The sequence below is a fragment of the Chryseobacterium sp. A301 genome, from assembly GCF_054489425.1.
Map to the genome: position 1 here is coordinate 1 of NZ_JBTMWY010000004.1, position 22,046 is coordinate 22,046.

At 41.5% G+C, this 22,046-nt stretch carries 19 protein-coding genes; 11 read left to right on the forward strand and 8 right to left on the reverse strand.

All coding sequences use genetic code 11. The annotated features are described in order from the left end of the window. Positions 1-200: 200 nt before the first annotated feature. The gene (locus ACX3PU_RS07715) at positions 201-1,829 is read right to left on the reverse strand and encodes an acyl-CoA carboxylase subunit beta (RefSeq protein WP_459084412.1); all 1,629 of its coding nucleotides are present in this window, start codon (positions 1,827-1,829) and stop codon (positions 201-203) included. A 160-nt stretch (positions 1,830-1,989) separates the two neighbouring features. On the opposite strand from ACX3PU_RS07715, the gene ACX3PU_RS07720 reads away from it, so the two are divergent. Together ACX3PU_RS07720 and ACX3PU_RS07725 are read left to right on the forward strand one after the other, a co-directional pair. Beyond that, the gene (locus ACX3PU_RS07720) at positions 1,990-2,898 is read left to right on the forward strand and encodes a DMT family transporter (RefSeq protein ID WP_459084413.1); all 909 of its coding nucleotides are present in this window, start codon (positions 1,990-1,992) and stop codon (positions 2,896-2,898) included. Between the two features lie 117 nt (positions 2,899-3,015). Beyond that, positions 3,016-3,852 (forward strand): hypothetical protein, encoded by an 837-nt coding sequence (locus ACX3PU_RS07725; protein WP_459084414.1) that lies wholly within the window; start codon positions 3,016-3,018, stop codon positions 3,850-3,852. Between the two features lie 8 nt (positions 3,853-3,860). On the opposite strand, the gene uvrC is transcribed toward ACX3PU_RS07725, so the two are convergent. Next, on the reverse strand, positions 3,861-5,660 hold the full coding sequence (gene uvrC / locus ACX3PU_RS07730) for an excinuclease ABC subunit UvrC (protein WP_459084415.1): 1,800 nt from the start codon (positions 5,658-5,660) through the stop codon (positions 3,861-3,863). A 168-nt stretch (positions 5,661-5,828) separates the two neighbouring features. Here uvrC and hutH point away from each other — a divergent pair, with 168 nt between their 5' ends. Continuing rightward, positions 5,829-7,316 carry a histidine ammonia-lyase gene (gene hutH / locus ACX3PU_RS07735; protein ID WP_459084416.1) on the forward strand — a complete coding sequence of 496 codons (1,488 nt, stop codon included), beginning with the start codon at positions 5,829-5,831 and terminating at the stop codon, positions 7,314-7,316. 4 nt (positions 7,317-7,320) lie between these two features. Here hutH and ygiD read toward each other — a convergent pair whose 3' ends face one another. Beyond that, the gene (gene ygiD, locus ACX3PU_RS07740; protein WP_459084417.1) at positions 7,321-8,154 is read right to left on the reverse strand and encodes a 4,5-DOPA-extradiol-dioxygenase; all 834 of its coding nucleotides are present in this window, start codon (positions 8,152-8,154) and stop codon (positions 7,321-7,323) included. Positions 8,155-8,230: 76 nt separating this feature from the next. Then, the gene (locus ACX3PU_RS07745; RefSeq protein ID WP_459084418.1) at positions 8,231-8,740 is read right to left on the reverse strand and encodes a YceI family protein; all 510 of its coding nucleotides are present in this window, start codon (positions 8,738-8,740) and stop codon (positions 8,231-8,233) included. A gap of 518 nt (positions 8,741-9,258) precedes the next feature. Between ACX3PU_RS07745 and ACX3PU_RS07750 the strand changes: the two genes are divergently transcribed. From ACX3PU_RS07750 to sucC, 3 genes are all read left to right on the forward strand, one after another. Continuing rightward, on the forward strand, positions 9,259-10,593 hold the full coding sequence (locus ACX3PU_RS07750; protein WP_459084419.1) for a hydroxymethylglutaryl-CoA reductase, degradative: 1,335 nt from the start codon (positions 9,259-9,261) through the stop codon (positions 10,591-10,593). 41 nt (positions 10,594-10,634) lie between these two features. Next, a complete protein-coding gene (locus ACX3PU_RS07755; protein ID WP_459084420.1) occupies positions 10,635-11,021 on the forward strand; it encodes a DUF423 domain-containing protein in 387 nt (128 codons plus the stop codon). A gap of 165 nt (positions 11,022-11,186) precedes the next feature. Further along, the gene (gene sucC, locus ACX3PU_RS07760) at positions 11,187-12,380 is read left to right on the forward strand and encodes an ADP-forming succinate--CoA ligase subunit beta (protein WP_459084422.1); all 1,194 of its coding nucleotides are present in this window, start codon (positions 11,187-11,189) and stop codon (positions 12,378-12,380) included. Positions 12,381-12,463: 83 nt separating this feature from the next. Here the strand turns inward: sucC and ACX3PU_RS07765 are convergent, their stop codons facing one another. The 4 genes from ACX3PU_RS07765 to ACX3PU_RS07780 all read right to left on the reverse strand — a co-directional run bounded on the left by ACX3PU_RS07765 (position 12,464) and on the right by ACX3PU_RS07780 (position 17,731). Then, on the reverse strand, positions 12,464-13,309 hold the full coding sequence (locus tag ACX3PU_RS07765) for a mechanosensitive ion channel family protein (RefSeq protein ID WP_459084423.1): 846 nt from the start codon (positions 13,307-13,309) through the stop codon (positions 12,464-12,466). 153 nt (positions 13,310-13,462) lie between these two features. After that, entirely contained in the window at positions 13,463-14,845 is a 1,383-nt protein-coding gene (locus ACX3PU_RS07770; protein WP_459084424.1) for an APC family permease, read from the reverse strand. A gap of 29 nt (positions 14,846-14,874) precedes the next feature. Beyond that, on the reverse strand, positions 14,875-16,761 hold the full coding sequence (locus ACX3PU_RS07775; RefSeq protein ID WP_459084425.1) for an ABC-F family ATP-binding cassette domain-containing protein: 1,887 nt from the start codon (positions 16,759-16,761) through the stop codon (positions 14,875-14,877). Positions 16,762-16,867: 106 nt separating this feature from the next. Next, the gene (locus ACX3PU_RS07780; protein ID WP_459084426.1) at positions 16,868-17,731 is read right to left on the reverse strand and encodes a glycoside hydrolase family 25 protein; all 864 of its coding nucleotides are present in this window, start codon (positions 17,729-17,731) and stop codon (positions 16,868-16,870) included. A 128-nt stretch (positions 17,732-17,859) separates the two neighbouring features. Between ACX3PU_RS07780 and ACX3PU_RS07785 the strand changes: the two genes are divergently transcribed. From ACX3PU_RS07785 to deoC, 5 genes are read left to right on the forward strand one after another with little or no spacing between them, the layout of a single operon-like run. Next, on the forward strand, positions 17,860-19,122 hold the full coding sequence (locus ACX3PU_RS07785; RefSeq protein ID WP_459084428.1) for an NAD(P)/FAD-dependent oxidoreductase: 1,263 nt from the start codon (positions 17,860-17,862) through the stop codon (positions 19,120-19,122). Then, positions 19,119-19,793: a tRNA (guanosine(37)-N1)-methyltransferase TrmD gene (gene trmD, locus ACX3PU_RS07790; protein ID WP_459084429.1), complete on the forward strand. Its 675-nt coding sequence runs from the start codon at positions 19,119-19,121 to the stop codon at positions 19,791-19,793. Before ACX3PU_RS07785 ends, trmD begins: the two co-directional genes overlap by 4 nt. A gap of 43 nt (positions 19,794-19,836) precedes the next feature. After that, positions 19,837-20,805 carry an endonuclease/exonuclease/phosphatase family protein gene (locus ACX3PU_RS07795; protein ID WP_459084430.1) on the forward strand — a complete coding sequence of 323 codons (969 nt, stop codon included), beginning with the start codon at positions 19,837-19,839 and terminating at the stop codon, positions 20,803-20,805. Positions 20,806-20,818: 13 nt separating this feature from the next. Further along, positions 20,819-21,289, forward strand: a complete 471-nt coding sequence (locus tag ACX3PU_RS07800; RefSeq protein WP_459084431.1) for an Lrp/AsnC family transcriptional regulator — start codon at positions 20,819-20,821, stop codon at positions 21,287-21,289. 4 nt (positions 21,290-21,293) lie between these two features. After that, entirely contained in the window at positions 21,294-22,037 is a 744-nt protein-coding gene (deoC, locus tag ACX3PU_RS07805) for a deoxyribose-phosphate aldolase (protein ID WP_459084433.1), read from the forward strand. Positions 22,038-22,046 lie beyond the last annotated feature (9 nt).

Below are 22,046 nucleotides of genomic sequence, written 5' to 3' on the forward strand. Positions count from 1 at the left end.
GAGAGTAGGTCGCCGCCAGTTTTTTTTTGAATCCTCAATCACATTGTGATTGGGGATTTTTTTATGTCTTTACTTCTCGAATGGAGAAGGCAGATCCCCTTGCAAGCAAGGGATCCAATCCCTAACATCCCATACAAAACAAAAAAAGCATCCGAGATGGGATGCTTTTGTGGGTGAAAGGGTAGATTCTAATCGCTAGGTTAGACTTGAAGCACCCCCATGTTAAAGGATTCTTGTATAGGCGCTCTATTGGCCGCTTCAATTCCCATTGAAATCCACTTTCGTGTATCTTCGGGATTGATGATTGCGTCGGTCCAAAGCCTTGCTGCCGCATATGTGGCTTTCGTCTGCTGTTCGTAGCGCTTTGAAATCGATTCTAGAATTTCATTTTGTTTTTCTTCTGTAATTTCGATGCCTTGTTTTTTAAGGGTAGAAGCTTCGATTTGGGCTAAAACTTTCGCAGCCTGGGATCCACCCATGACCGCTAGATCTGCCCATGGCCATGCGACAATAAGTCGAGGATCATAAGCCTTACCACACATGGCATAATTTCCGGCCCCATAAGAGTTTCCTGTAATCACCGTGAATTTTGGCACAACGCTATTGGCTACTGCATTGACCATTTTTGCTCCGTCTTTGATGATTCCTCCATGTTCAGATTTTGATCCGACCATAAAACCTGTGACATCTTGAAGGAAGAGGAGTGGTATTTTACGTTGATTGCAATTCGCGATAAAGCGCGTGGCTTTGTCCGCCGAGTCAGAGTAAATGACTCCTCCAAATTGGGTTTCGCCTTTGCCGTTTTTGACAAGTTTTCTTTGGTTGGCTACAATGCCTACGGCCCAGCCATCAATTCTTGCGGTCGCACAGATAATCGTTTTTCCATAATCAGGTTTGTATTCTAGTAGGGTGTCTTTGTCTGTTAGACAACTTAGAATGTCAAATGTATCGTACTGTTCGGTCCTTAGATTCGGCATGATTCCAAATAGATCGCTTGGATCTCTACTTGGTAATTGAGGTTCAATTCTATTGAAGCCCGCCTTTTGAGATTCGCCAAGAGTCCCCATAATGGTTCGGATTCTGTCTAAGGCATCTTTGTCGTCTTTTGCTTTAAAGTCTGTAACGCCTGAAATTTCACAGTGTGTACTTGCTCCTCCTAAGGTTTCATTGTCAATTGATTCTCCGATAGCGGCTTTGACTAAGTAACTTCCTGCTAGGAAGATAGAGCCAGTTTTATCGACGATCATGGCTTCGTCGCTCATAATAGGAAGATAGGCTCCTCCAGCAACGCAACTTCCCATTACAGCGGAGATTTGAATAATTCCCATGGAACTCATTTTTGCATTGTTGCGAAAAATTCTGCCAAAATGTTCTTTGTCAGGAAAGATTTCATCCTGCATAGGTAAATATACACCTGCGGAATCGACAAGATAAATGATGGGAAGACGATTTTCCATGGCAATTTCTTGTGCTCTTAGATTCTTTTTTCCTGTGATTGGAAACCATGCACCTGCTTTTACCGTCGCATCGTTTGCCACAACTAGGCATTGACGATTTGCGACATATCCCATTACAACTACAACCCCTCCACTGGGGCAGCCGCCACTTTCTTCGTACATCTCAAAGCCTGCAAAGGCTCCAATTTCTATGGATTTTGAATTAGGATCTAAAAGATACTCAATACGTTCACGCGCTGTCATTTTCCCTTCCGCATGTAGTTTTTCAATTCTTTTCTCCCCGCCACCCTTTTTTATATGTGCGTAAAGACGGTTGATTTCTGCAAGTACTAATTTATTTTGATCCTCACGTTTATTGAATTCTAGGTCCATTTTAAAAATTTATTATAGCCTTAAATATAAGACTTTTCATTCAATCGAAAAAAGGCTTACATTTGTTTTCGTTTTCAAAACTTTTGGAACTATTTTGGGGTGAGAATGCGAAGGGAGAACGATTGCATTATTTTCTAATTACATACAGAGGACGTTTTATATGAAGAATTCGGCGCTTTTTCGGTTGCACTTAATTGTGTTTTTGTGGGGGTTTACGGCAATACTTGGAAAGTTGATTCATGCCAATGCGCAAGTGCTAGTTTTTTATCGAATGCTTTTAGCTGCTGTATTTCTCTATGTCTTCTTACGAATTTTTCGTAAGCAAAGTCTTTCCATTTCAAAAAAATTATTCTTTCAATTGGCGGGTGTAGGTACCTTCATGGGTCTGCATTGGCTCTTCTTTTTCTACTCGATTAAAGTATCCAATGTTTCCATTGCCTTAAGTTGTTTATCACTCTCCACTCTTTTTGCTGCTCTACTAGAGCCTCTTGTATTTAAACGAAAGATGGATCTTTCAGAAATTATAATGGGGGTGGTTATTGTAGCATGTATGTATCTTATTTTCAGTACTGAGTTTCAGTACAAAGAGGGAATTTTCTTCGGAATCTTGACTGCGCTCTTTGGAACTATCTTTTCGGTCTTTAATGGAAAGCTGTACGGTAAAACTTCCTCCGGGAATATTATTTTCTATGAAATCCTGTGCGGCTGGGCTGTATTGTCTGTTATTTTTCTATTTACGGGACAGCTTGGTGATATGGGGAATATTTCCACACGTGATTTGATATTAGTTACTATTTTGGCAGGTTTCTTTACAGCCTTTCCTATGTTTGAGTCCATCAAATTAATGAAGTATATTACTCCTTTTACTTTGGTGTTGACTGTGAATTTAGAACCTGTTTATGGGATTATTTTAGCCTATTTCATCTTTGGTGATTCAGAACATATGAGTCCTATCTTTTATGTCGCATCGCTTGTTATGATTTTATCCATAGTTGTAAATGGAATTATTAAGACCCGAAGAACTCTCAAACTGGCTAAGCAAAACGACGGCGAACTTATTGAATCGTAAAGGTGTGGTAAGGGCATCTTAATCTTTTGTACGGGATTTTCAAATGCTGTTTTAAATGAAATGACTTACCCTGAATTCAGTTTTTTTTTCTAAATTTGGATTTAAACCTTTGATGTTATGAAAATTCTTCTTTCTTTAAGTTTTGTATTTCTTAGTTTGCTTCTTGGTGCTCAAAACTTAGCAGACTATAAATACGTGTATGTACCTGTGAAATTCAACGATTTCAAAACAAACAATGCTTATAATTTAAACAAGATTTTACAAAGTAAACTTGAGGATAAGAACTATAGTACATCTCAGGAGGAACCCTCGATTTTGGCATCTCAGATTGGAAACGATCTATGCCAAGTTGTATCTGCAGAGCTTGTCGATACGAGCAATATGTTTAGAAACAAAGTTAGTTTAGTGTTTAAAGATTGCAAGGGCCGAGTCGTAAGCTCATTTAAGGCGGAGTCTCGCATTAAAGAATTCCACAAAGGATTTCAAGATGCGCTTTTGCAAGCCATTGCTCAAGTGCCCGTATCGACAGGAAGTGGCGTGAATATTAAGGCGTCTAGTCCTGCTATGAAGGAGGTGGTAAAGGAAACTCCTAAGCAGGTGATTGTGGAGCAAAAGCAGGTGGCCTCAGCCCCTGCGAAAGCGCAAGAGACTACGAGCACTGAAGTGGTTGAAACTATCCAAACAAAAGTGGAAGCTAGTTCTGGATTCCAAGTATTTACTTGGAAAGGAGTGGACTACACAAAAGTGAATCTTGGAGCTGGCCATTTTATTTTAACCCAGCCAAAAAATACGGCGCCTTTTGCGGACTTTAAAGAGTCTGCTAAAACAGGTATTTACCACGTAACTCTAGGGGATGCCTCTACGGCTATAGGATATAGCGAAGGGGAGAATTTCGTGATTGAGATGCGTGATTCTAAAGGAAATTTTACAAAAGAAGTGTTTGTTGGGAAGTAAGAAACTCCTTAGGATTCATTTGGGTGGAAATGAGTCCAAACAAGGGATGCCTTTTGTTTTCCTATGATCGATTCTAAGGTCTGTTGAGAAGCTTCTTTAACCCGTTTCACCGATTTTAACGACTGAAGTAATTGCAAAGTTGTTTTCTCTCCCACGCCTTTAATTTGATCGAGTTCGGTCAAAATGGTGGAGTTCTTTCGGCGAGCTCGATGGTGTTTCACCCCGAATCGGTGAGATTCATCACGAACACGTTGCAAAACCTTTAGAGTCTCTGATTTCTTATCCAAATACAAAGGCACAGGATCGTGCGGGAAGTAAATTTCTTCAAGTCTTTTTGCAATCCCAATCACGGTGATTTTGTGGCTGATTCCAAGCAGAGAAAGACTTTTCATAGCAGAGGATAGCTGGCCTTTACCTCCATCAATTAAGATCAACTGTGGCAAACTTTGGCCCTCGTCCAAAAGTCGTTTGTAGCGTCTGTAAACTACTTCTTCCATGGTGGCATAATCGTCAGGACCTTCCACGGTTTTAGGATGAAAAATTCGATAGTCCGCTTTGCTGGGCTTTCCGTCTTTGAATACAACACAGGCAGACACTGGATTTGTTCCTTGAATATTTGAGTTGTCAAACCCCTCGATATGACGGGGTTCTTTTGGCATTTTCAGGAGCTTTTGCATCTCGGCCATAATCCGATCGGTATGGCGCTGGGGATCGACAATTTGAACTTGCTTAAGTTTCTCCACCCGGTATTCTTTTGCATTTTTTTCCGAGAGCTCAACAAGTCGTTTTTTATCTCCAACTTTGGGTACAATTAATTTGATGCCCGGAAACTCAACTGCAAGATGAAACGGCAAATAAATTTCTTTGGAATCAGATTTAAATCGTTTGCGAATTTCAATAATTGCCTCTTCTAATATTTCTTCGTCTGGTTCTTCAAGTACTTTTTTGATCTCCGTGGTATAGCTTTGAATAATGTTTCCATTTTTAATTTTAAAATAGTTGACAAAGGCTTCGCTTTGGTCACTAATCATCGCAAAAACATCAACATCATCAATGTGTGGATTGACCACCGTGTGCTTTGCTTGATAGTCTTCAAGTTGCGCAAGACGATCTTTGACCAATTGGGCGCTTTCAAATTCTAGATTTTGCGCAAATCCGATCATCTCTTGCTGGAGGTACTCTTTTGCTTTTCGGAAATCTCCTTTTACGATGCCGCGAATGGCCTCAATCTTGTCATCGTAACTTTCTTTAGACTCAAGACCTTCACAGGGTCCTTTGCAGTTCTTGATGTGGTATTCCAGGCAAACTCGGTATTTCCCTTCTGCAACCTTTTCTGGAGAAAGATTGAGGCTGCATGAACGAATTTGATAGAGATTTTTAATCGTGTCCAATAGGACTTTTGCAGGACGAACCTTGGCGTAAGGTCCATAATACTCGGATCCATCTTTAATGCGATTCCTTGTCAGGAATACTCGAGGGAATGCTTCGTTTTTTATACAAATCCAAGGGTAGGTTTTATCGTCCTTCATTAGGACGTTGTAAATAGGACGATGCTCTTTAATGAGATTGTTTTCTAAAAGTAGCGCATCGTATTCACTCGGAACAATTGTGGTTTCTAAACGGTGAATCTTCCCCACCATAATTTTCGTTCGATATCCGGAAAGAGTCTTGTTGAAATAGGAGAGTACTCTTTTTTTTAAATTCTTCGCTTTGCCCACATACAAGAGTTGGTCGTTTACGTCGTAATATCGGTAAACACCTGGGTCTGTCGGTAGGGTCTTAAGTTGTAATTCTAATGCGCTGTCCACCCTACAAAAGTACTAATTTCAAGTGGATATCCTTCGCTTTGTGGGGAGTAGTATTTCTAGCGGGAGAAAAAGAAGTAGATTTTTGCAAGCCTAGGGATTGCGCTAATTTCATTCCGCTAGGAAGATGCAAGTTTTAAGAAAAGTTGTAAATTAGTCAAAAATTACCCTATGATATACGGAACCGATATCCTTTCCTTAGAGGATGTACTTGCCATTGCAGAGAAACCGAAATTGGCGAAATTAAATAAGGCCGCTAAAGTAAGAATTCTCGCTTCGGAAAAGAATGTGCGAAAAATTGTAGATTCCGATCAAACGGTCTACGGAATAAATACGGGATTTGGTCCATTGTGCGATGTGAAAATATCTGACGAAGAAACAGCTCAACTTCAATATAATTTAATTATTTCCCACGCCGTAGGCGTAGGAAAGCCGATCGATAAAAAATTATCAAAACTGATGATGATTTCGAAGATTCATGCTCTTTCCAAAGGGTATTCGGGGGTGAGTTTGAAGATGATTGAGCGTCTGATTCTTATGGTGGAGAAAGATTTAATTCCCGTAGTGCCAGAACAAGGATCGGTAGGAGCCTCCGGTGATTTGGCTCCTTTGTCTCATATGGTGCTTCCCCTTTTGGGACTCGGCGAAATTTGGGAAAATGGTGTGCCTGTGGACAGTGCAAGAGTTTTAAAGAAGCATAAACTAGAACCTTTGGATTTGGGACCAAAAGAAGGGCTAGGACTTATCAATGGGACCCAGTTCATTCTTGCTCATGCTCTAGTAGGCTTGGAGAATATGGCCTATTTACTAGATCTTGCAGATCTTGCAGCTGCCATGTCACTTGAAGCTTACCGAGGCTCTGCAAGTCCCTTCAAAAAAGAACTTCATGAGATAAGACCTTTTGCAGGAAGTAAAAAAGTAGCGCAAAGAATGGTCAAATTATTGAAAAATTCAGATAACCTTAAGTCCCACGAATTCTGTGATCGAGTGCAAGATCCTTATTCTATGCGTTGCGTACCGCAGGTACATGGTGCTTCTAGAAATGCATTTGAACATTTGAAACAATTGGCTGAAATCGAATTAAATTCTGTTACCGACAATCCGATTGTACTTAGTGCAGAGGAAAGTATTTCAGGTGGAAATTTCCATGGGCAATTGCTTGCCATGCCACTTGATTATGCCACCCTTGCTGCAGCAGAATTAGGGAATATTTCAGACAGACGTTCCTATTTGCTTTTAGAAGGGAAATTTGGACTTCCAAGATTATTAACGGAAAGCTCGGGATTGAATTCAGGGTTTATGATTCCACAGTATACCTCGGCAGCACTTGTGAGTGAAAACAAATCACTTTGTTTCCCAGCTTCAGCAGACAGTATTCCTACCAGCTTAGGTCAGGAGGACCACGTTTCCATGGGAAGTATTTCAGGACGAAAATTCAACCAAGTTCTTGAGAATCTTGTGTCCATATTAGCAGTCGAATTAATGTTCGCAGCGCAAGGACTTGAGTTTAGACGCCCTGCAAAATGTTCAAAAATTGTAGAGAAAAATTACGACCTAATTCGCACGCAAGTGGACAAATTAGAAGACGATCGACTAATAGGTAAGGATATTCTATCCATCGCTACTTTGATTCGAGAAAGAAAATTCGAAGTGAACTAATCGCTTAAAAATTTCCAATTTTAACGCTTGTCATGCTTAAGCTTCCGCCTATGAGCTCGTCGTTAAAAAGAGAAACCGCTTCTTTTTTGCCTTTAAGCCCTAAAGAGTAAATCAGAGGTAAATAATGATCTGGACTTGGCACTGCATATTGAAGGGCGGTGCCTTGTTTTTGATAGGAAATCAGGGGGTCAAAATTCCCATCCAAAATCCATTCGTTTGTTTTTTGATGGGCCTCAATTGCCCAATCCCAACCCGCTCCTACGGTGTTGATGTTTCGCCAATCGATTAGTCGTAAATTATGAACAATGTTGCCACTTCCAATAATCAAAATGCCGCTATTTCTTAATTTGGAGAGTCTTTGGGCTAAATCAAAATGATAGGCTGCATCTTTTGTGTAGTCAATACTCAACTGGATTACAGGGATGTCTGCTTCAGGGTACATGTGACGAAGTACACTCCACGCCCCATGGTCAAGTCCCCAGGATTCGTCTAACTGCACTGAGGCAGGAAGAAGTAGTTCTTTGGTTTGGTCCGCTAAACCGGGACTGCCTTTCGCGGGATATTGAACATCAAATAAAGCTTGTGGAAAACCTCCAAAATCGTGAATGGTTTTGGGTAGTTCCATGGCTGTGACGAATGTTCCCCTTGTGAACCAATGTGCTGAAATGCATAAAATTGCTTTGGGTGTTGGGATTTCACTCGCTACTTGACGAAATCCTTGCACAAATTGATTTTCTTCGATTGCGTTCATTGGGGATCCATGTCCTAGAAAAAGGACGGGCATTTGCTCGGTCGGTTTAAAATCGGAAGCAAGGCGCTCTAGGTCTTGTAAATTCATAAGGCAAGATTTGAAAATGAAAAGAGTTCATCTGTGTGACCACAAGATGAACTCCAAAAACTATACTATGAAAAATTTATGCTTTCACGAACTGAAGTTCTCCTGCGATTTTCACGTCGTCACTAACCATAACGCCTCCTGCTTCTAGGGCAGCGTTCCAGTTAAGACCAAATTCGCTTCGTTTGATTTTTCCATCAAAGGAGAAACCTGCTTTTGTATTTCCCCAAGGGTCTACACCTACTCCTCCAAATTCTACGTCAAGAGTAATAGGTTTTGTAACACCGTTAATAGTTAATTCTCCTGTCACTTCGTCATTCAATTTGTTGGTTTGGAAGGTGATGGTTGGGAATTGTTCTGCGTTGAAGAAATCAGCACTTTTTAAGTGGGTGTCACGGTCTGCACTCTTGGTGTTAACGGAGTCCGTTTTGATTTCTGCTTTTGCATTTACATTTTTAAATTGATCGTCTTCGCTTTCTAGTTCGACGTTAAAATCTGTGAATTGTCCTTTCACGTTTGAAATCATAAGGTGTCTTACTTTAAAAGTGATTTCACTGTGTGCAAGGTCTAAGTTCCATTTTGTTGACATAATAATATTTTTTAATTGTTAATGTGTGTTTTGATAGTGCAAAGATACCCCAGGAAATTCCCTCGTTGCATTGATGTAGGATAAGAAAGTAAAGTTAGGGTATTTTATTTCCGATTTCGAATTTGGAATGTCAAAGTTTTGTTAAATTCTTTACCTGAGAAGTATATAAGTATAAATTTGTTTTTTTTTGATGTGGAGTAGAACTTGGAATGGAGTAGAGACCCAATAGGGCTGAAGACAAAGGAATACGCTAATGGAGCTCGACTTATATGAAAATTCTGAAACTAGAGTTTGCTCGATAGCGCTATGAGAATACATCTCATTTTCCCAATATTCGATCGTTATAAGGTAGGGTGTTCAAAGAATTTTATTTTCAAAAGGGCTTGAATTCATCTCCTCACAAAGTGTCTCAAAGCAAGGCTCGAAAGGTATATTTCATTATCTTTGCCTTGAATCCGATGGAGATTTAATTAAATAGATACGGCATTTAACAGCCGCTAGAAATACCAAAACATACCATGATGCACAAGCCCATTGAAGGATTTTCAAGACTCAGCAAATCCCAGAAAATAGAGTGGATTGTCCAAGAATATTTAAGCGGAGACACTCGTTATGAGGAGGTCTTAACTCAATATTGGAACCCGGATACGGACCTTCAAAAACTACACGAGGAATTTTCAGAAAATACACTGACAAATTTTTACATGCCTTATGGAATCGCACCCAATTTTTTGATTGATGGGAAGCTTTTTGCATTGCCGATGGCCGTAGAAGAAAGTTCTGTCGTTGCGGCCGCTTCGAAAGCTGCCAAATTCTGGCTTCAGAAGGGTGGGTTCAAAACCACGATTGTGAATACCAAAAAACTAGGTCACACTCATTTCATTTTTAAAGCCGAGACCCATAAAATCCAGCATTTTTTCAATTTTAGATTGAAGAAGAAACTCTTTGAAGCCACCGAGGCCATTACCTACAATATGCGCGCGAGAGGAGGGGGGATTCTCAACATTCGATTGGTTGATAAGACCGCAGATATGGAGAATTACTACCAGATCAAAGCGAGTTTTGATACAGTGGATTCCATGGGTGCTAATTTTATTAATTCTTGCCTAGAGCAGTTTGGAAAAACACTCCGAGAAGAGGTGCAAAACGAAGATAGCTTTACGAGCGAAGAAAAAGAATCACTTCAAGTGGTTATGAATATTCTTTCGAACTATACACCGGATTGTTTGGTACGGGCTGAAGTAAGCTGTCAAATAGATGAAATCAACGACGATAGTGGGATCTCCAACGAAGAGTTCGCGTGGAAATTTAAGCAGGCGGTTACCATTGCCGAGTTAGAACCCTTTCGGGCGACCACTCATAACAAGGGGATTATGAACGGGGTCGATGCCGTAGTCATTGCCACTGGAAATGATTTTCGAGCCACGGAAGCTTGTGCTCACGCCTACGCAGCAAGGGACGGGCAGTACCGATCGCTTTCCCACTGCACCGTGGAGGACGGAGTTTTTCGATTTTGGATTGATTTGCCCGTTTCTGTAGGCGTTGTAGGTGGGCTTACAAATTTACATCCTTTAGTAAAGTTTTCCTTTGCACTTCTTGGAAAACCCTCAGCACAGGAATTAATGAGTATCTTAGCGGTCTCTGGACTTGCCCAGAATTTTGCAGCTTTACGCTCGCTAATTACCACTGGGATTCAAAAGGGACATATGAAGATGCACCTTTTTAATATTTTGAACCAGCTAAATGCTACGCAGGAGGAGAAAGACTATTTCGTGACGTATTTTAAGACCAAAACCGTGACCCACCACGAAGTAATTTCCCAATTGAACCAATTGCGAGGGGGGACAGAATAATAGAATTTAGCAGAAAACAATAAAATTAAATCTGGAATATTATGAAAACAGCAACCCTAGTGATCGGTGCAATTTATGGACTCCTGTCTGTAATCCTTGGCGCATTTGGTGCTCATGCCTTTCGCAAGATCTTATCTGTAGAAAAATTAGCTAGTTTTGAGACCGGAGTTCGGTACCAAATGTATGCGGCTTTTTTCCTACTTGTCGTCGGTTTTATTTTGAAGTTCGACACGGGTGTGGATAAATGGATCTCCTGGTTTATGATCTTAGGAACCCTTCTTTTCTCATTTAGCATCTATGCCCTAAGCTTCCAAGAATACTGGGGGGTGAATTTAAAGTTCTTAGGACCTATTACACCGCTAGGAGGATTGTTTATGATTCTCAGCTGGGGTCTTTTGATCTATCATTTTTTGAAAGTAAAACTTTAGGAGGAGTTGTTTTACGAGCGGGACACACGTAGGAAATCTCTATCCCTTTGTGCTTTTTACCCGTCGGAATTTGCAGGGGTAAAAAAATCTATTTTTCCCACGCCCCAACTCTTAACTTTTTCGTAAATTTGTGCGACTTAAGAATTTAAATCTAATTAAAATATTATGAATCTTCACGAGTATCAGTCTAAAGAGATTTTAGCAAAGTATGGCGTTGCAATTCAGCGCGGTTTTGTGGCAGACAATGTCGAGCAAGCTCTAGACGCTGCAGGTAAACTTAAAGAAATGAACGGCAACGAAGGCTGGGTTGTTAAGGCTCAAGTTCACGCTGGCGGACGTGGTAAAGGTGGCGGTGTTAAGTTTTCCCCTAACTTGGAGAAACTTAAAGAAAATGCACAGAATATTCTAGGCATGCAGCTTGTGACTCCACAAACTTCGGCCGAAGGAAAATTAGTAAACTCAGTGCTAGTTGCAGAAGACGTTTATTATCCAGGCGAGACGGAAACCAAAGAGTTTTACGTGTCCATCCTTTTAGACAGAGCTCAAGGCAAAAACACAGTGGTTTATTCTACCGAAGGGGGAATGGATATTGAACAAGTTGCGGAAGAGACTCCTCATTTAATTCACAAAGAAATCGTAGATCCAGCTTTAGGTCTTCAAGGGTTCCAGGCTCGTAAGATTGCCTTCAACCTTGGTCTAGAAGGAAATGCGTTCAAAGAATTTGTGAAATTCATATCCAGTCTATACAATGCGTATGTAGGGATTGACGCTTCTTTGTTTGAAATCAACCCGGTTTTAAAAACCTCAGACAATAAAATCATTGCGGTAGATGCAAAAGTGACTTTGGATGACAATTCTTTGTTCCGTCATAAAGACTTAGCGGAATTAAGAGACAAAAGAGAAGAAGATCCAATGGACGTAGAAGCAGGCGAAGCAGGACTTAACTTCGTTAAATTAGACGGAGACGTTGCTTGTATGGTGAACGGTGCAGGTCTAGCCATGGCGACCATGGACATTATTAAGCTTTCAGGCGGTAACCCTGCAAACTTCCTGGATGTTGGGGGGACAGCAGATGCGGCAAGAGTGAAAATCGCTTTCGATATCATCCTTAAAGATCCAAACGTAAAAGCAATTTTAATTAATATCTTCGGAGGTATCGTACGATGCGACCGTGTTGCACAAGGAGTTGTAGATGCTTACAAAGCGATTGGAGAATTCCCAGTTCCGCTAATCGTAAGATTGCAAGGAACCAATGCAGAAGAAGCGAAACAATTAATTGACCAAGCAGGTCTACCTATTCACTCTGCAATTACACTTGAAGAAGCGGCAAACAAAGTGAAAGAAGTTCTTGCGAAGTAAGAAGCAGAACTATAATTTAAAAAGCGGCCTTCCAATTTTGGAAGGCCGCTTTTTGATTTAATTCTTTTCGTGAAAAGACAAGGTTAGCTGATGTAAGGAAGCGCTGGGATGGATGTTTCAATGCCTTCCTGGTCCAGCCGTTTTTTAAGTTGTAAAATGGATTCACTTTTTACATTTAAAATACTCTCTCCTTTTTTCATGGTAAACCGAACCTCAATGCTATAGATTCCAAGTCGCTGGTCCATGACAAAGACATCAATGTTTTTATTGGTATCAACAAACGTGAATTTCTTTGTTTCGTCTAAAAGGGATTGTTTTGCTTTTTGTAGATCTTGGGTATTAGGGATTTCAAGTCCAATCGAAAGGACTCTGTATTCTGAGGCACTATAGTTGACAAACGGAGCGCTAAAGATTAGTTGGTTAGGGATGTATACTTTGCGTCCATCGTCCGCAATGAGTTTCGTGGTCAGAAATCCGATTTCCACAACGGTTCCCGATATCCCGTTGATTGTGACGTAATCGCCAATCTTAAAGGCCTTGTCGATGTTGACTAGCATTCCCGAGAACATCGACGAGACGATGTCTTTAAGTGCGACCCCTGCAATGATCCCGGCAACCCCTAAACTTCCTAAAAGTTTCATGAAAAAGCCATTGAGTCCCATGATCTCTAAGGTGATAAAGGTCGCAATCAGTAAGATGAAGAAACGAAAAACTCCCACTAGACTGACGATTGTATCTTTGTCACGGGTGCGTGGAAAGAGTTTGTGCACCACTTTCACGGTGATTTTTGCAAAGTACTTACTTCCAAAAGCAAAAGTGGAAAACACAACAATACCTACAATTAAGTTGGGTGTGAATTCGGCGAACCGGATACGCCAGTCTTCTAACACGTGGTACACAAGTTCAATATAGGCTTTGCTTTCTTCCATAGAGGGTAATTAATTTAATAGTTTGTGAGGCTCAAAAATACAAGATTTTTTGCAAATAGCAGTCCACACTTCTTGGCGATATGGTCGAATTTCCATTCGAGCTCTCGCCTCTTTGGGAAGGAATTCCTGGGCATTCGCCCCTAGGTACCTTTTCTACTTATTGCGGATAAAAAGCAGCCCAATGGCAATATAGACCGCGCTTACTAGAAGGTAACTAAGGCCATTTTGAGCACTTGCAGTTCCGATCAGAACAATGGCAATGCCTAGCAGCGCAAAGACCGCTATAATTGATTTTAGAGGTCGTTGATTGGAAATGACTCCTTCTCGAAGGAGTTTGAACAATCCCACAAACAAGGCACCGTTTACCATGTAAATGAATGCAATCGGAATTGCAGAAATGTCATAGTTTAACTCGGTGAATACCCTATGGGTATTGGTGAAGAAGTAAGCAAGGATATAAAAGATAATCCCTACATACGCAAAGTAGGCACTACGAACAGGCATCCCTGTATTCGAGTTTAGTTTTCCCAAGTTCAAAAATTTCTTGGATGCTTTTAAATTAAAGAATTGAAAAGGGACGCGGATTGAGGCTAGCATCAGGCCGTTTGCTGTTCCCAATACGGAAATAATAATAAAGAGCTGCATGAGCCAAGAGGCGGCATTGGATCCAAATTTTTTCGAGTACTCGATAATATAGGTGTCCTTATATTCCATTATAGACTCGGGACTCATTCGCAGAACGATTCCAAGGTAGTAAAGGACATAAACCACAAGTACGAGAGATGTTCCTATAATAAGAGCTTTTGGCAGGTTCTTTCGCGCATTTTTCACTTCCCCTGAAATTTGTGTAGCAATGTACCAACCGTCAAAGGCAAATGCAATTGGAATGAAACTGGCCGCGACCAGCGTCCAAAAACTACTTCCGCTCGACAGCGAAGATGAGCTCGAAAGAGCGCTGACAGCAGAAACGTCTTGCGACTCCGGAAGCATGCTTAAAACTCCAAAAGAGGCAATCAGAAGCAAGGGGATTAGTTTTAAAACGGTCGTGAGTTGCTGAAAAAGACCGCTAGACTTGGGCCGGTAGATATTAAATAGAAAGAAGACAAAAGAACATAAGAACCCTACCGCACTGTAATGCAAAAAACTCGGGGTAAAGGAATAGAATTCCGCAATAAAATGCGAGATGTAGATTCCTGAAACGGTGAATAAAACCGCGGTGAGCAGCGGGTAGAATAAACTGAGGTAGATCCAGCCCACAAGCGCTGAGGCTTTCGAGCCGAAGCGATACTCAACATAGCTTAAGATTCCTCCATCTTTAGGAATTAGCTGCGCGTAATTGGCCATCGTAATTGAGGCAAAAATCACACTGATTCCCACGATGAAAAACCCAAGGAGCCCAGCTAGTGCGCTGCCTTCTGTAGCGAAAAGAACATCGTCTACTTTAAAGAAGATTCCCGAGCCAATTACTTGACCAACCACCATGGAAATGGCAGTGAAAAGACCGTATTTTGCGACTAATTGTTTTTGATTTTCCATCGTTAGTGAGTAGTCATTAGAAGTAAGTTTTAACCAAGTTCTTGGAGTTCAAGCCATCTTAATTCAATCTCCTCAAGTTCCTGGGTCAACGATTCAAGAGATTTACTGAGCGTTGCTATCTCTTGGTATTCGCTCTGCACATTTAATTTCTCTAGCAACAGGGCTCTCTGCGATTCAATTTCGGGCATTCGCTTTTCAATTTGCTTCAGCTCTTGCGATTCTTTGAAGGATAGTTTTCGTTTTGATTCCGTGTTTTGTGGTTTTGCCTCGGCGACTACAGCACTAGGCTTTGTACTTTCAACTTGTTGTTTTCTCTCCTGTTCTTTTTCACTGAGAGATTCTCTGTACTCAGAGAAGTTTCCACTATAGTCTTTGATTTTTCCTCCTCCTTCAAAGGCAAGAACGTGGTCCACAATCCGATCCATAAAGTATCGGTCGTGAGAAACAATTACGAGTGTGCCTTGGAAATTCTGAAGAAAGTTCTCCAGTACACTTAAAGTGGGAAGGTCCAAATCGTTGGTGGGCTCGTCAAAGATTAAGAAGTTAGGATTCTGAAACAATACCTGCATTAGGTGGAGTCTTCTTTTCTCTCCGCCCGAAAGTTTTGAAATCGGCGAGTACTGGGTTTGGTCATCAAATAGAAAGAGTCGAAGAAACTGTGAAGCGCTTATGGTTTTGCCTCCGGCAATGGGAAAGTTTTCCGAAATGTCCTTGATGTAATCAATGACGCGCTGCTCTTCGTTGTAAGTAAGACCTTTTTGAGAGAAGTAGCCGAATTTAAGTGTCTCTCCAGTTTCAATTTGACCTCCGTCCATAGGTTCCAATCCTTGGATGATATTGAGCAGGGTAGATTTACCGGCTCCGTTTTTTCCGACAATACCTACTTTTTCACCTCTTTGAAATTGATAGCTAAAATCTTTAATCAAAACCTTATCCCCATAGGCTTTGTCAATGTTTTTAAGTTCAAGTATTTTCTGTCCCAAACGTTTCATCTCAAATTGAAGTTCGAGAGATTGTTTGGTGACGGCCGATTTTGCCACTTTTTGCGTATCGTAAAAGGCATCGATACGGGATTTTGATTTGGTTGTACGAGCCTTGGGTTGGCGTCTCATCCATTCCAATTCCTTGCGATACAAATTGTTTGCCTTATCGATGGTGGAGGAAAGGTTTTCCTCCCGAATCATTCTGTTTTCTAAGTACGTAGCGTAGCTACCTTGGTGCACGTAAAGGTTTTGGTCTTCCATTTCCCAAATGGTCTCACACACGGTGTCTAAAAAATACCGGTCGTGGGTGACAAGCAAAAGGGTGATTTTCGCTTTCGAAAGATAGTTTTCGAGCCACTCGACCATTTCGACATCCAAATGGTTAGTCGGCTCATCCATAATTAGTAGGACGTGGCGGTGCTCGGCCCGGGTTTCGGTTAGGAGTTTGGCAAGTGCCACACGTTTCACCTGTCCTCCCGAAAGAGTTCCCATTTTTGCTTCGAGATGGGTGATCTTAAGTTGAGAAAGAATTTGCGTCATTTCCGATTCGAGATCCCATGCTTTGTGAATTTCCATTTCTGCAAGGGCTTCTTCCATGGCGTTAGGGTCAGAAGAAACTAGGGCCTTTTGATAATTTCGAAGAGCCAAGATGGGTTTGCTTTCTAGACTCATCATAAATTCCTCGACACTTAGGTTGGGGTCAAAGTCTATTTCTTGGTCAAAAAGGACGATTTGAATGTCTTTCGAGATTTTAACTTCCCCCGAATCTGGAATTTCTAGACCCATCAGGATTTTCAGTAGTGTGGATTTTCCACTACCATTCTTGGCCACAATCGCAATCTTATCCCCTTCGTTGATGTGAAAGGTCAGATCTTGGAATAATGATTTGATACCGTAAGATTTGGAGAGATTCTCCACCGAAACATAATTCATAGTGCTTTTCGCTTAATAAGGTCTAGAACGGGCAAAAGTACGCAAATTCCTTGTTATTTCCCCTTTGCTTGCCAAGGGATAAAAAAGGCATTTCAAGGGATTAAAATTAAGGTATTGTCAGTTCCTTCATAGACCCAAGGGAACCGTTATACACATTTAGGTCCACTTTGGTGTTGATGCCGTTTATGATTCCGTTTTCCGTGAATTGCCACATCGACCAGGAGTGGCTTTCATGAGGCTGAAGCACATCGTTATAGTTGGCAAGCCAAACCGGATACGAGGAGAAATCCTGTGCCAGGTATTCGTTGTAATAATGGTAATATGTGTACAGAATAGGTTTAACCTGGTAGCGTTCCTGGACAATGTCTAGAAAAAGTTGCAGGTTTTTTTTGAGATTTTTCTTGGAAATCTTTCGAGGTGCTTTTTCAATGTCCAGCACAGGCGCAAGGTCTCCTTTTGCGAGTTGCACCGATTCTAAAAATTGAGCGGCTTGCTTAATGGGGTCCTCGTCAGGGCGATAGAAATGGTATGCCCCTCTTAATTTGTTTTGTTTCCCGGCACTTTTCCAGAATTCTTCAAACTTCTCATCCTTGCCGTTAGTTCCCATTGAGGCTCGAAGGATGATGAAGTCAATGGGAATCGTTCCGTGACCAATGCTAAGACTGTCCCACTGAATATCCTTAGGGTTTTGGTAATGTGAAAGATCAATTCCAAAGGTTTTGTCTGCATAATGGGCAGTGATTCGCTCGATACGCTGCTGCTCACTTGGCTTGTTCTTTAAAAGTTTGTGCTCCTTAGGACGAAGATAAGTAACTACATACAGCGTGATTTTTTCTTTAAGCATATAGCCCGTTCCTAGGAGAAGCGAAGCAAAAAGCATCAGCAAAATTTTGCTTCTTGCATGGCGCCGGTGTTTTCGACGACTGTGGAGGGATCGAGATTTGGATTTAGGGTTCTTCTTTTTCGCCATGGACTTGCAAAATTAGGTTATTTTGAGAGGGAATTTGAAGCTCGGCTCTACTTTTTTTTGAATTCAAAGGGCCTACTTTCCAAAAGAGATTTAAGGCCTATTCGATTATAATTGAGTAAATTTGTAGTATGGAAACAAGAGAGAAGATTGTAGTCATAGGGGGAGGCTTTGCAGGATTACAGCTTGCAAAGACCCTCAACAATAAAAACAAGAAAGTGATTCTGATTGACAAGGTGAACCATCATATGTTTCAGCCGCTTTTTTATCAGGTTGCTTGTGGACGAATTGAACCCTCCAATATTTCCTTCCCGTTTCGTAAAATCTTCCAGCGGTCGCGCAATACGCAGTTTCGAATGACAAGCGTGCAGCAGATTGTGCCGGAGGAAAACCGAGTGATTACGGAGGATGCGGAGTTTCACTACGACAAACTCATCATTGCCACGGGATGCAAAACAAATTTCTTTGGAAATGAGAAAATGGAGTCCCTGACCTTTGGGATGAAAAATACGCAAGAAGCGATCGCAATTCGGAATCATGTGCTGCTTACTTTTGAGAAGCTCATTATGGAGAGAAGTCGATCCGATGATGGCAATTGGAATCTCGTGATTGTGGGAAGTGGAGCGACGGGAGTTGAACTTGCCGGAGCCTTTGTCGAGATGAAAAGAGAGATTCTACCTCGGGATTATCCCAATATGAATTTCGATTCTTTAAATGTAATTTTAGTTAGTGCGACCGAGAAGCCTCTAAGTGTGATGAGCGATCATGCGCAAGACAAATCTGAGGAATACTTGAAAAACCTAGGTGTAAAACTATTAAGCGGGGAAAAAGTAGTGGATTACGACGGAGACCGCGTCTATATGGAAAGTGGCCTCGAGATTCCAAGCAATAATGTGATCTGGGCGGCTGGCGTTGTAGGCAATGTCCTTGAAGGATTAGCCCCTGAGTCCATGGTACGCAATCGCTATGTGACCGACCGTTACAATCGAGTGAAAGGATATGATAATATATTTGCAATCGGGGACATTGCCTACATGGAAACTCCACTTTACCCTCAGGGGCATCCTCAGGTTGCCAATGTTGCTATAAATCAAGGGAAAAGACTTGGGAAAAATATTTTGAAAAAAGACGGAAGTTCCTGGGTGGAATACGAATACATTGACAGAGGGAGTATGGCCACGATCGGGAAGCACCGTGCGGTGGTTGACCTTCCCAAGTTTAAATTCTCAGGCTTTTTTGCTTGGTACTTATGGATGTTCCTGCATTTGATGCTTATTTTATCCGTTCGAAATAAAATTGCTATATTTTTCAATTGGATGTGGAGCTATATTAACAAAGACAGCTCTTTAAGACTCATTATAATCCCCAACAAAAACAATCGAACTGAACAATGAGAATTGATATTATAAGTGTACTTCCCGAACTCATGGAAAGCCCTTTCCAAACTTCAATCCTGAAACGCGCGGTTGAGAAAGGACTCGTCGAGGTGCATTTTCACCAATTGCGAGATTGGAGCGTAGGGAAGCATAGACAGGTGGATGATATGCCCTACGGGGGCGGAGCAGGTATGGTCATGATGGTAGAGCCTTTAGACAAATGCATAATGGAGCTTAAGTCGCAGCGAGAATACGATGAGGTCATCTATTTGACTCCCGATGGCAAGACGCTAAAGCAGTCCTTATCCAACCATCTATCGCTCAAAAAAAATCTTATTTTTCTTTGTGGACACTACAAAGGAGTCGATCAGAGGGTTAGAGATCTTCATATTACGATGGAAATTTCCATTGGAGATTATGTCTTAACCGGTGGAGAACTTGCAGCCTGTGTTTTAGCGGACAGTATTATTCGCTTGGTGCCTGGCGTTTTAAACGATGAGCAAAGTGCGCTTAGCGATAGTTTTCAAGACGATCTCTTGGCACCTCCCATTTATACCCGTCCGGAGGAGTACAAGGGATTGAAAGTTCCTTCCATTTTAGTGAGTGGACACAATGCGAAAATTGAACAGTGGCGCCATGATGAGGCCCTGCGAATCACGGCAGAGAAACGCCCGGATTTACTAGAATAATATGAAAATGAATCAACCTTTGGTTGTTTAAATACTGATTTTAATGAACGCCTCTAGCTCACTAGAAAATTTAGATAAAGCCTTTGTCATGTTTTACAATGTGGAGAATCTTTTTCCGCCGGATCCTGTGGCAAGGAATAAATTCGATCCCCGAATCTCTGGACTTCCAAATTGGAATAAAGAGCGCTTTGAGACGAAACTCAAAAAACTAGCGAGCGTTTTTGAATTGGTGCAAAGTGAATGTGGGCAAATGCCCTTGTTTGTGGGGCTAAGTGAGGTACAGGGCAAAGAGCCCTTAAAAGCTCTTTTGCAGTATGAGCCTTTTACGGATTCCTTTGATTATATACTCTACGAAAGCTTGGACGAACGGGGTGTCGATGTGGCACTTTTGTACGATCGATCTCAAGTGGAGGTTTTAGAATCGAGACCGATGGTTTATTTTTTTGAAATTCCGGATAAGGATCCTGAAAACTATGATACGACACGTGACATTCTTTATTGCAAGATCAAATACAAGGAGCAAATTGTAAATGTATACGTTGTGCATTTGCCTTCGAAAAGAGAGGATGAAATCAATGCACCAAAAAGAGAGTTTATTCTTACAGACCTTGCTAAAGCAATGGAAAGTCATCGCTTAGAGGGCGAGTCCGTGCTTGTGATGGGTGATTTTAATGAAGACCCAACGAGCCAAATGATCGATCATTTGCGCTTTGAGAAAGGGGGAGAAGAAGTGATGAAAAATCCCTTTCTCGAGCTTTATCAATCGGGAAATTATTCGACCTTTCACCAGAAGCAAGGCCTACTTTTTGATCAAATCTTGCTCTCCACCTCGTTTTTTGGAGCGTCTAGGCAAAAACTGAAATTTTCGAGAGCAAGTGTTTTTAACCATGCGAAAATCTCGAATTGGGATCGGAAGTTTTCGGGGAGGCCTTACCGCACGTATGCGGGACGTCGCTACCTCGGGGGCTACAGCGATCACTTTCCTGTCCTCGTAGAATTTAACGTATCCTAAAAAAATCGACACGATGAAAACCAATACAGACAAAGAATACGATTTAGATGCCACTGATAGGCGGATTATTGAGCAATTGACCAATTCGGAAAAGAGCTCTCTTGCGGTAATTGCAAAGCAAATTGGAATTTCCACGACCGCGGTGCACCAACGAATTAAAAAACTTGAGTTTGCGGGCATTATTGAATCTTCGGTGTCTCTAATCAATCCCAAAAAACTAGGGTATAAGGTCGTTTGCTACATCGGTGTGTATTTGGAAAAGCCAAGTCACTACCAAGATTGTGTTGCGGCTTTGCAGCACGTGGACGAGGTCGTGGAGGCGCATTATACGACAGGGAATTACACGATATTTCTGAAAGTATACTGCCGTGATAATGACCATTTGATGCGACTTTTAAATCAACTTCAAAAACTTAAAGGCGTAACGAGAACCGAAACTTTAATATCTTTGGAACAAAGTATTAACCGACAACTTAAAGTATAAAACCATGAATATAGCTACTTATTTAGATTCCACATACCTTAAAACGCCTGCGCAATCAGGACTAACCCAAGAGCAAACCCAAGAGATTGTTCTTTCGCTTGCAAAGGAAGCAGTGCAGCATGAGCTGTTTGCGGTGATGATCCGTCCTGAGTTTGTAAAAGAGGTGAAAGAATACCTTGTTTCCAAGTCAAGTAAGGTGCAGGTAGGAACCGTGATAGGGTTCCATGAAGGAGATTACTCGATCGAGGAGAAATTGAAAGAAGCAAAAAAGGCGATCGAGGACGGGGCAGACGAACTTGATTTCGTGATCAATTACAACGAATACAAAAATGGGAATGTGGATTTGGTAAGCCGTGAATTCATTGAAGGCTCCAAACTCGCGTTAGGCCATAGTAAAATAGTAAAATGGATTATTGAAATAGCTGCCCTGACGTCCACTCAGATCGCGGAGCTCACGGCTTTGCTTTCTTCTTTGGCTCAGGCTCATTTTTCAGAATCAGAAAGAGCTCAGATTTTTGTAAAATCCTCAACCGGGTTTTTCAAAACACCGAATGGGGAGCCCAACGGAGCCACCGTCGAGGGAATTAAGCTGATGAAAGAAAACGCTGGAGATTTGCCTATTAAGGCTGCAGGGGGCGTTCGAAGTTCCCAGGAGGCAAAAGAAATGATTGAACTTGGAGTCACTAGAATAGGAACCTCCTCCGCCTTAGCTCTTTTAGAAGGGAAGGAGGGAGAAGCGGGTTATTAAGCCTCCTAT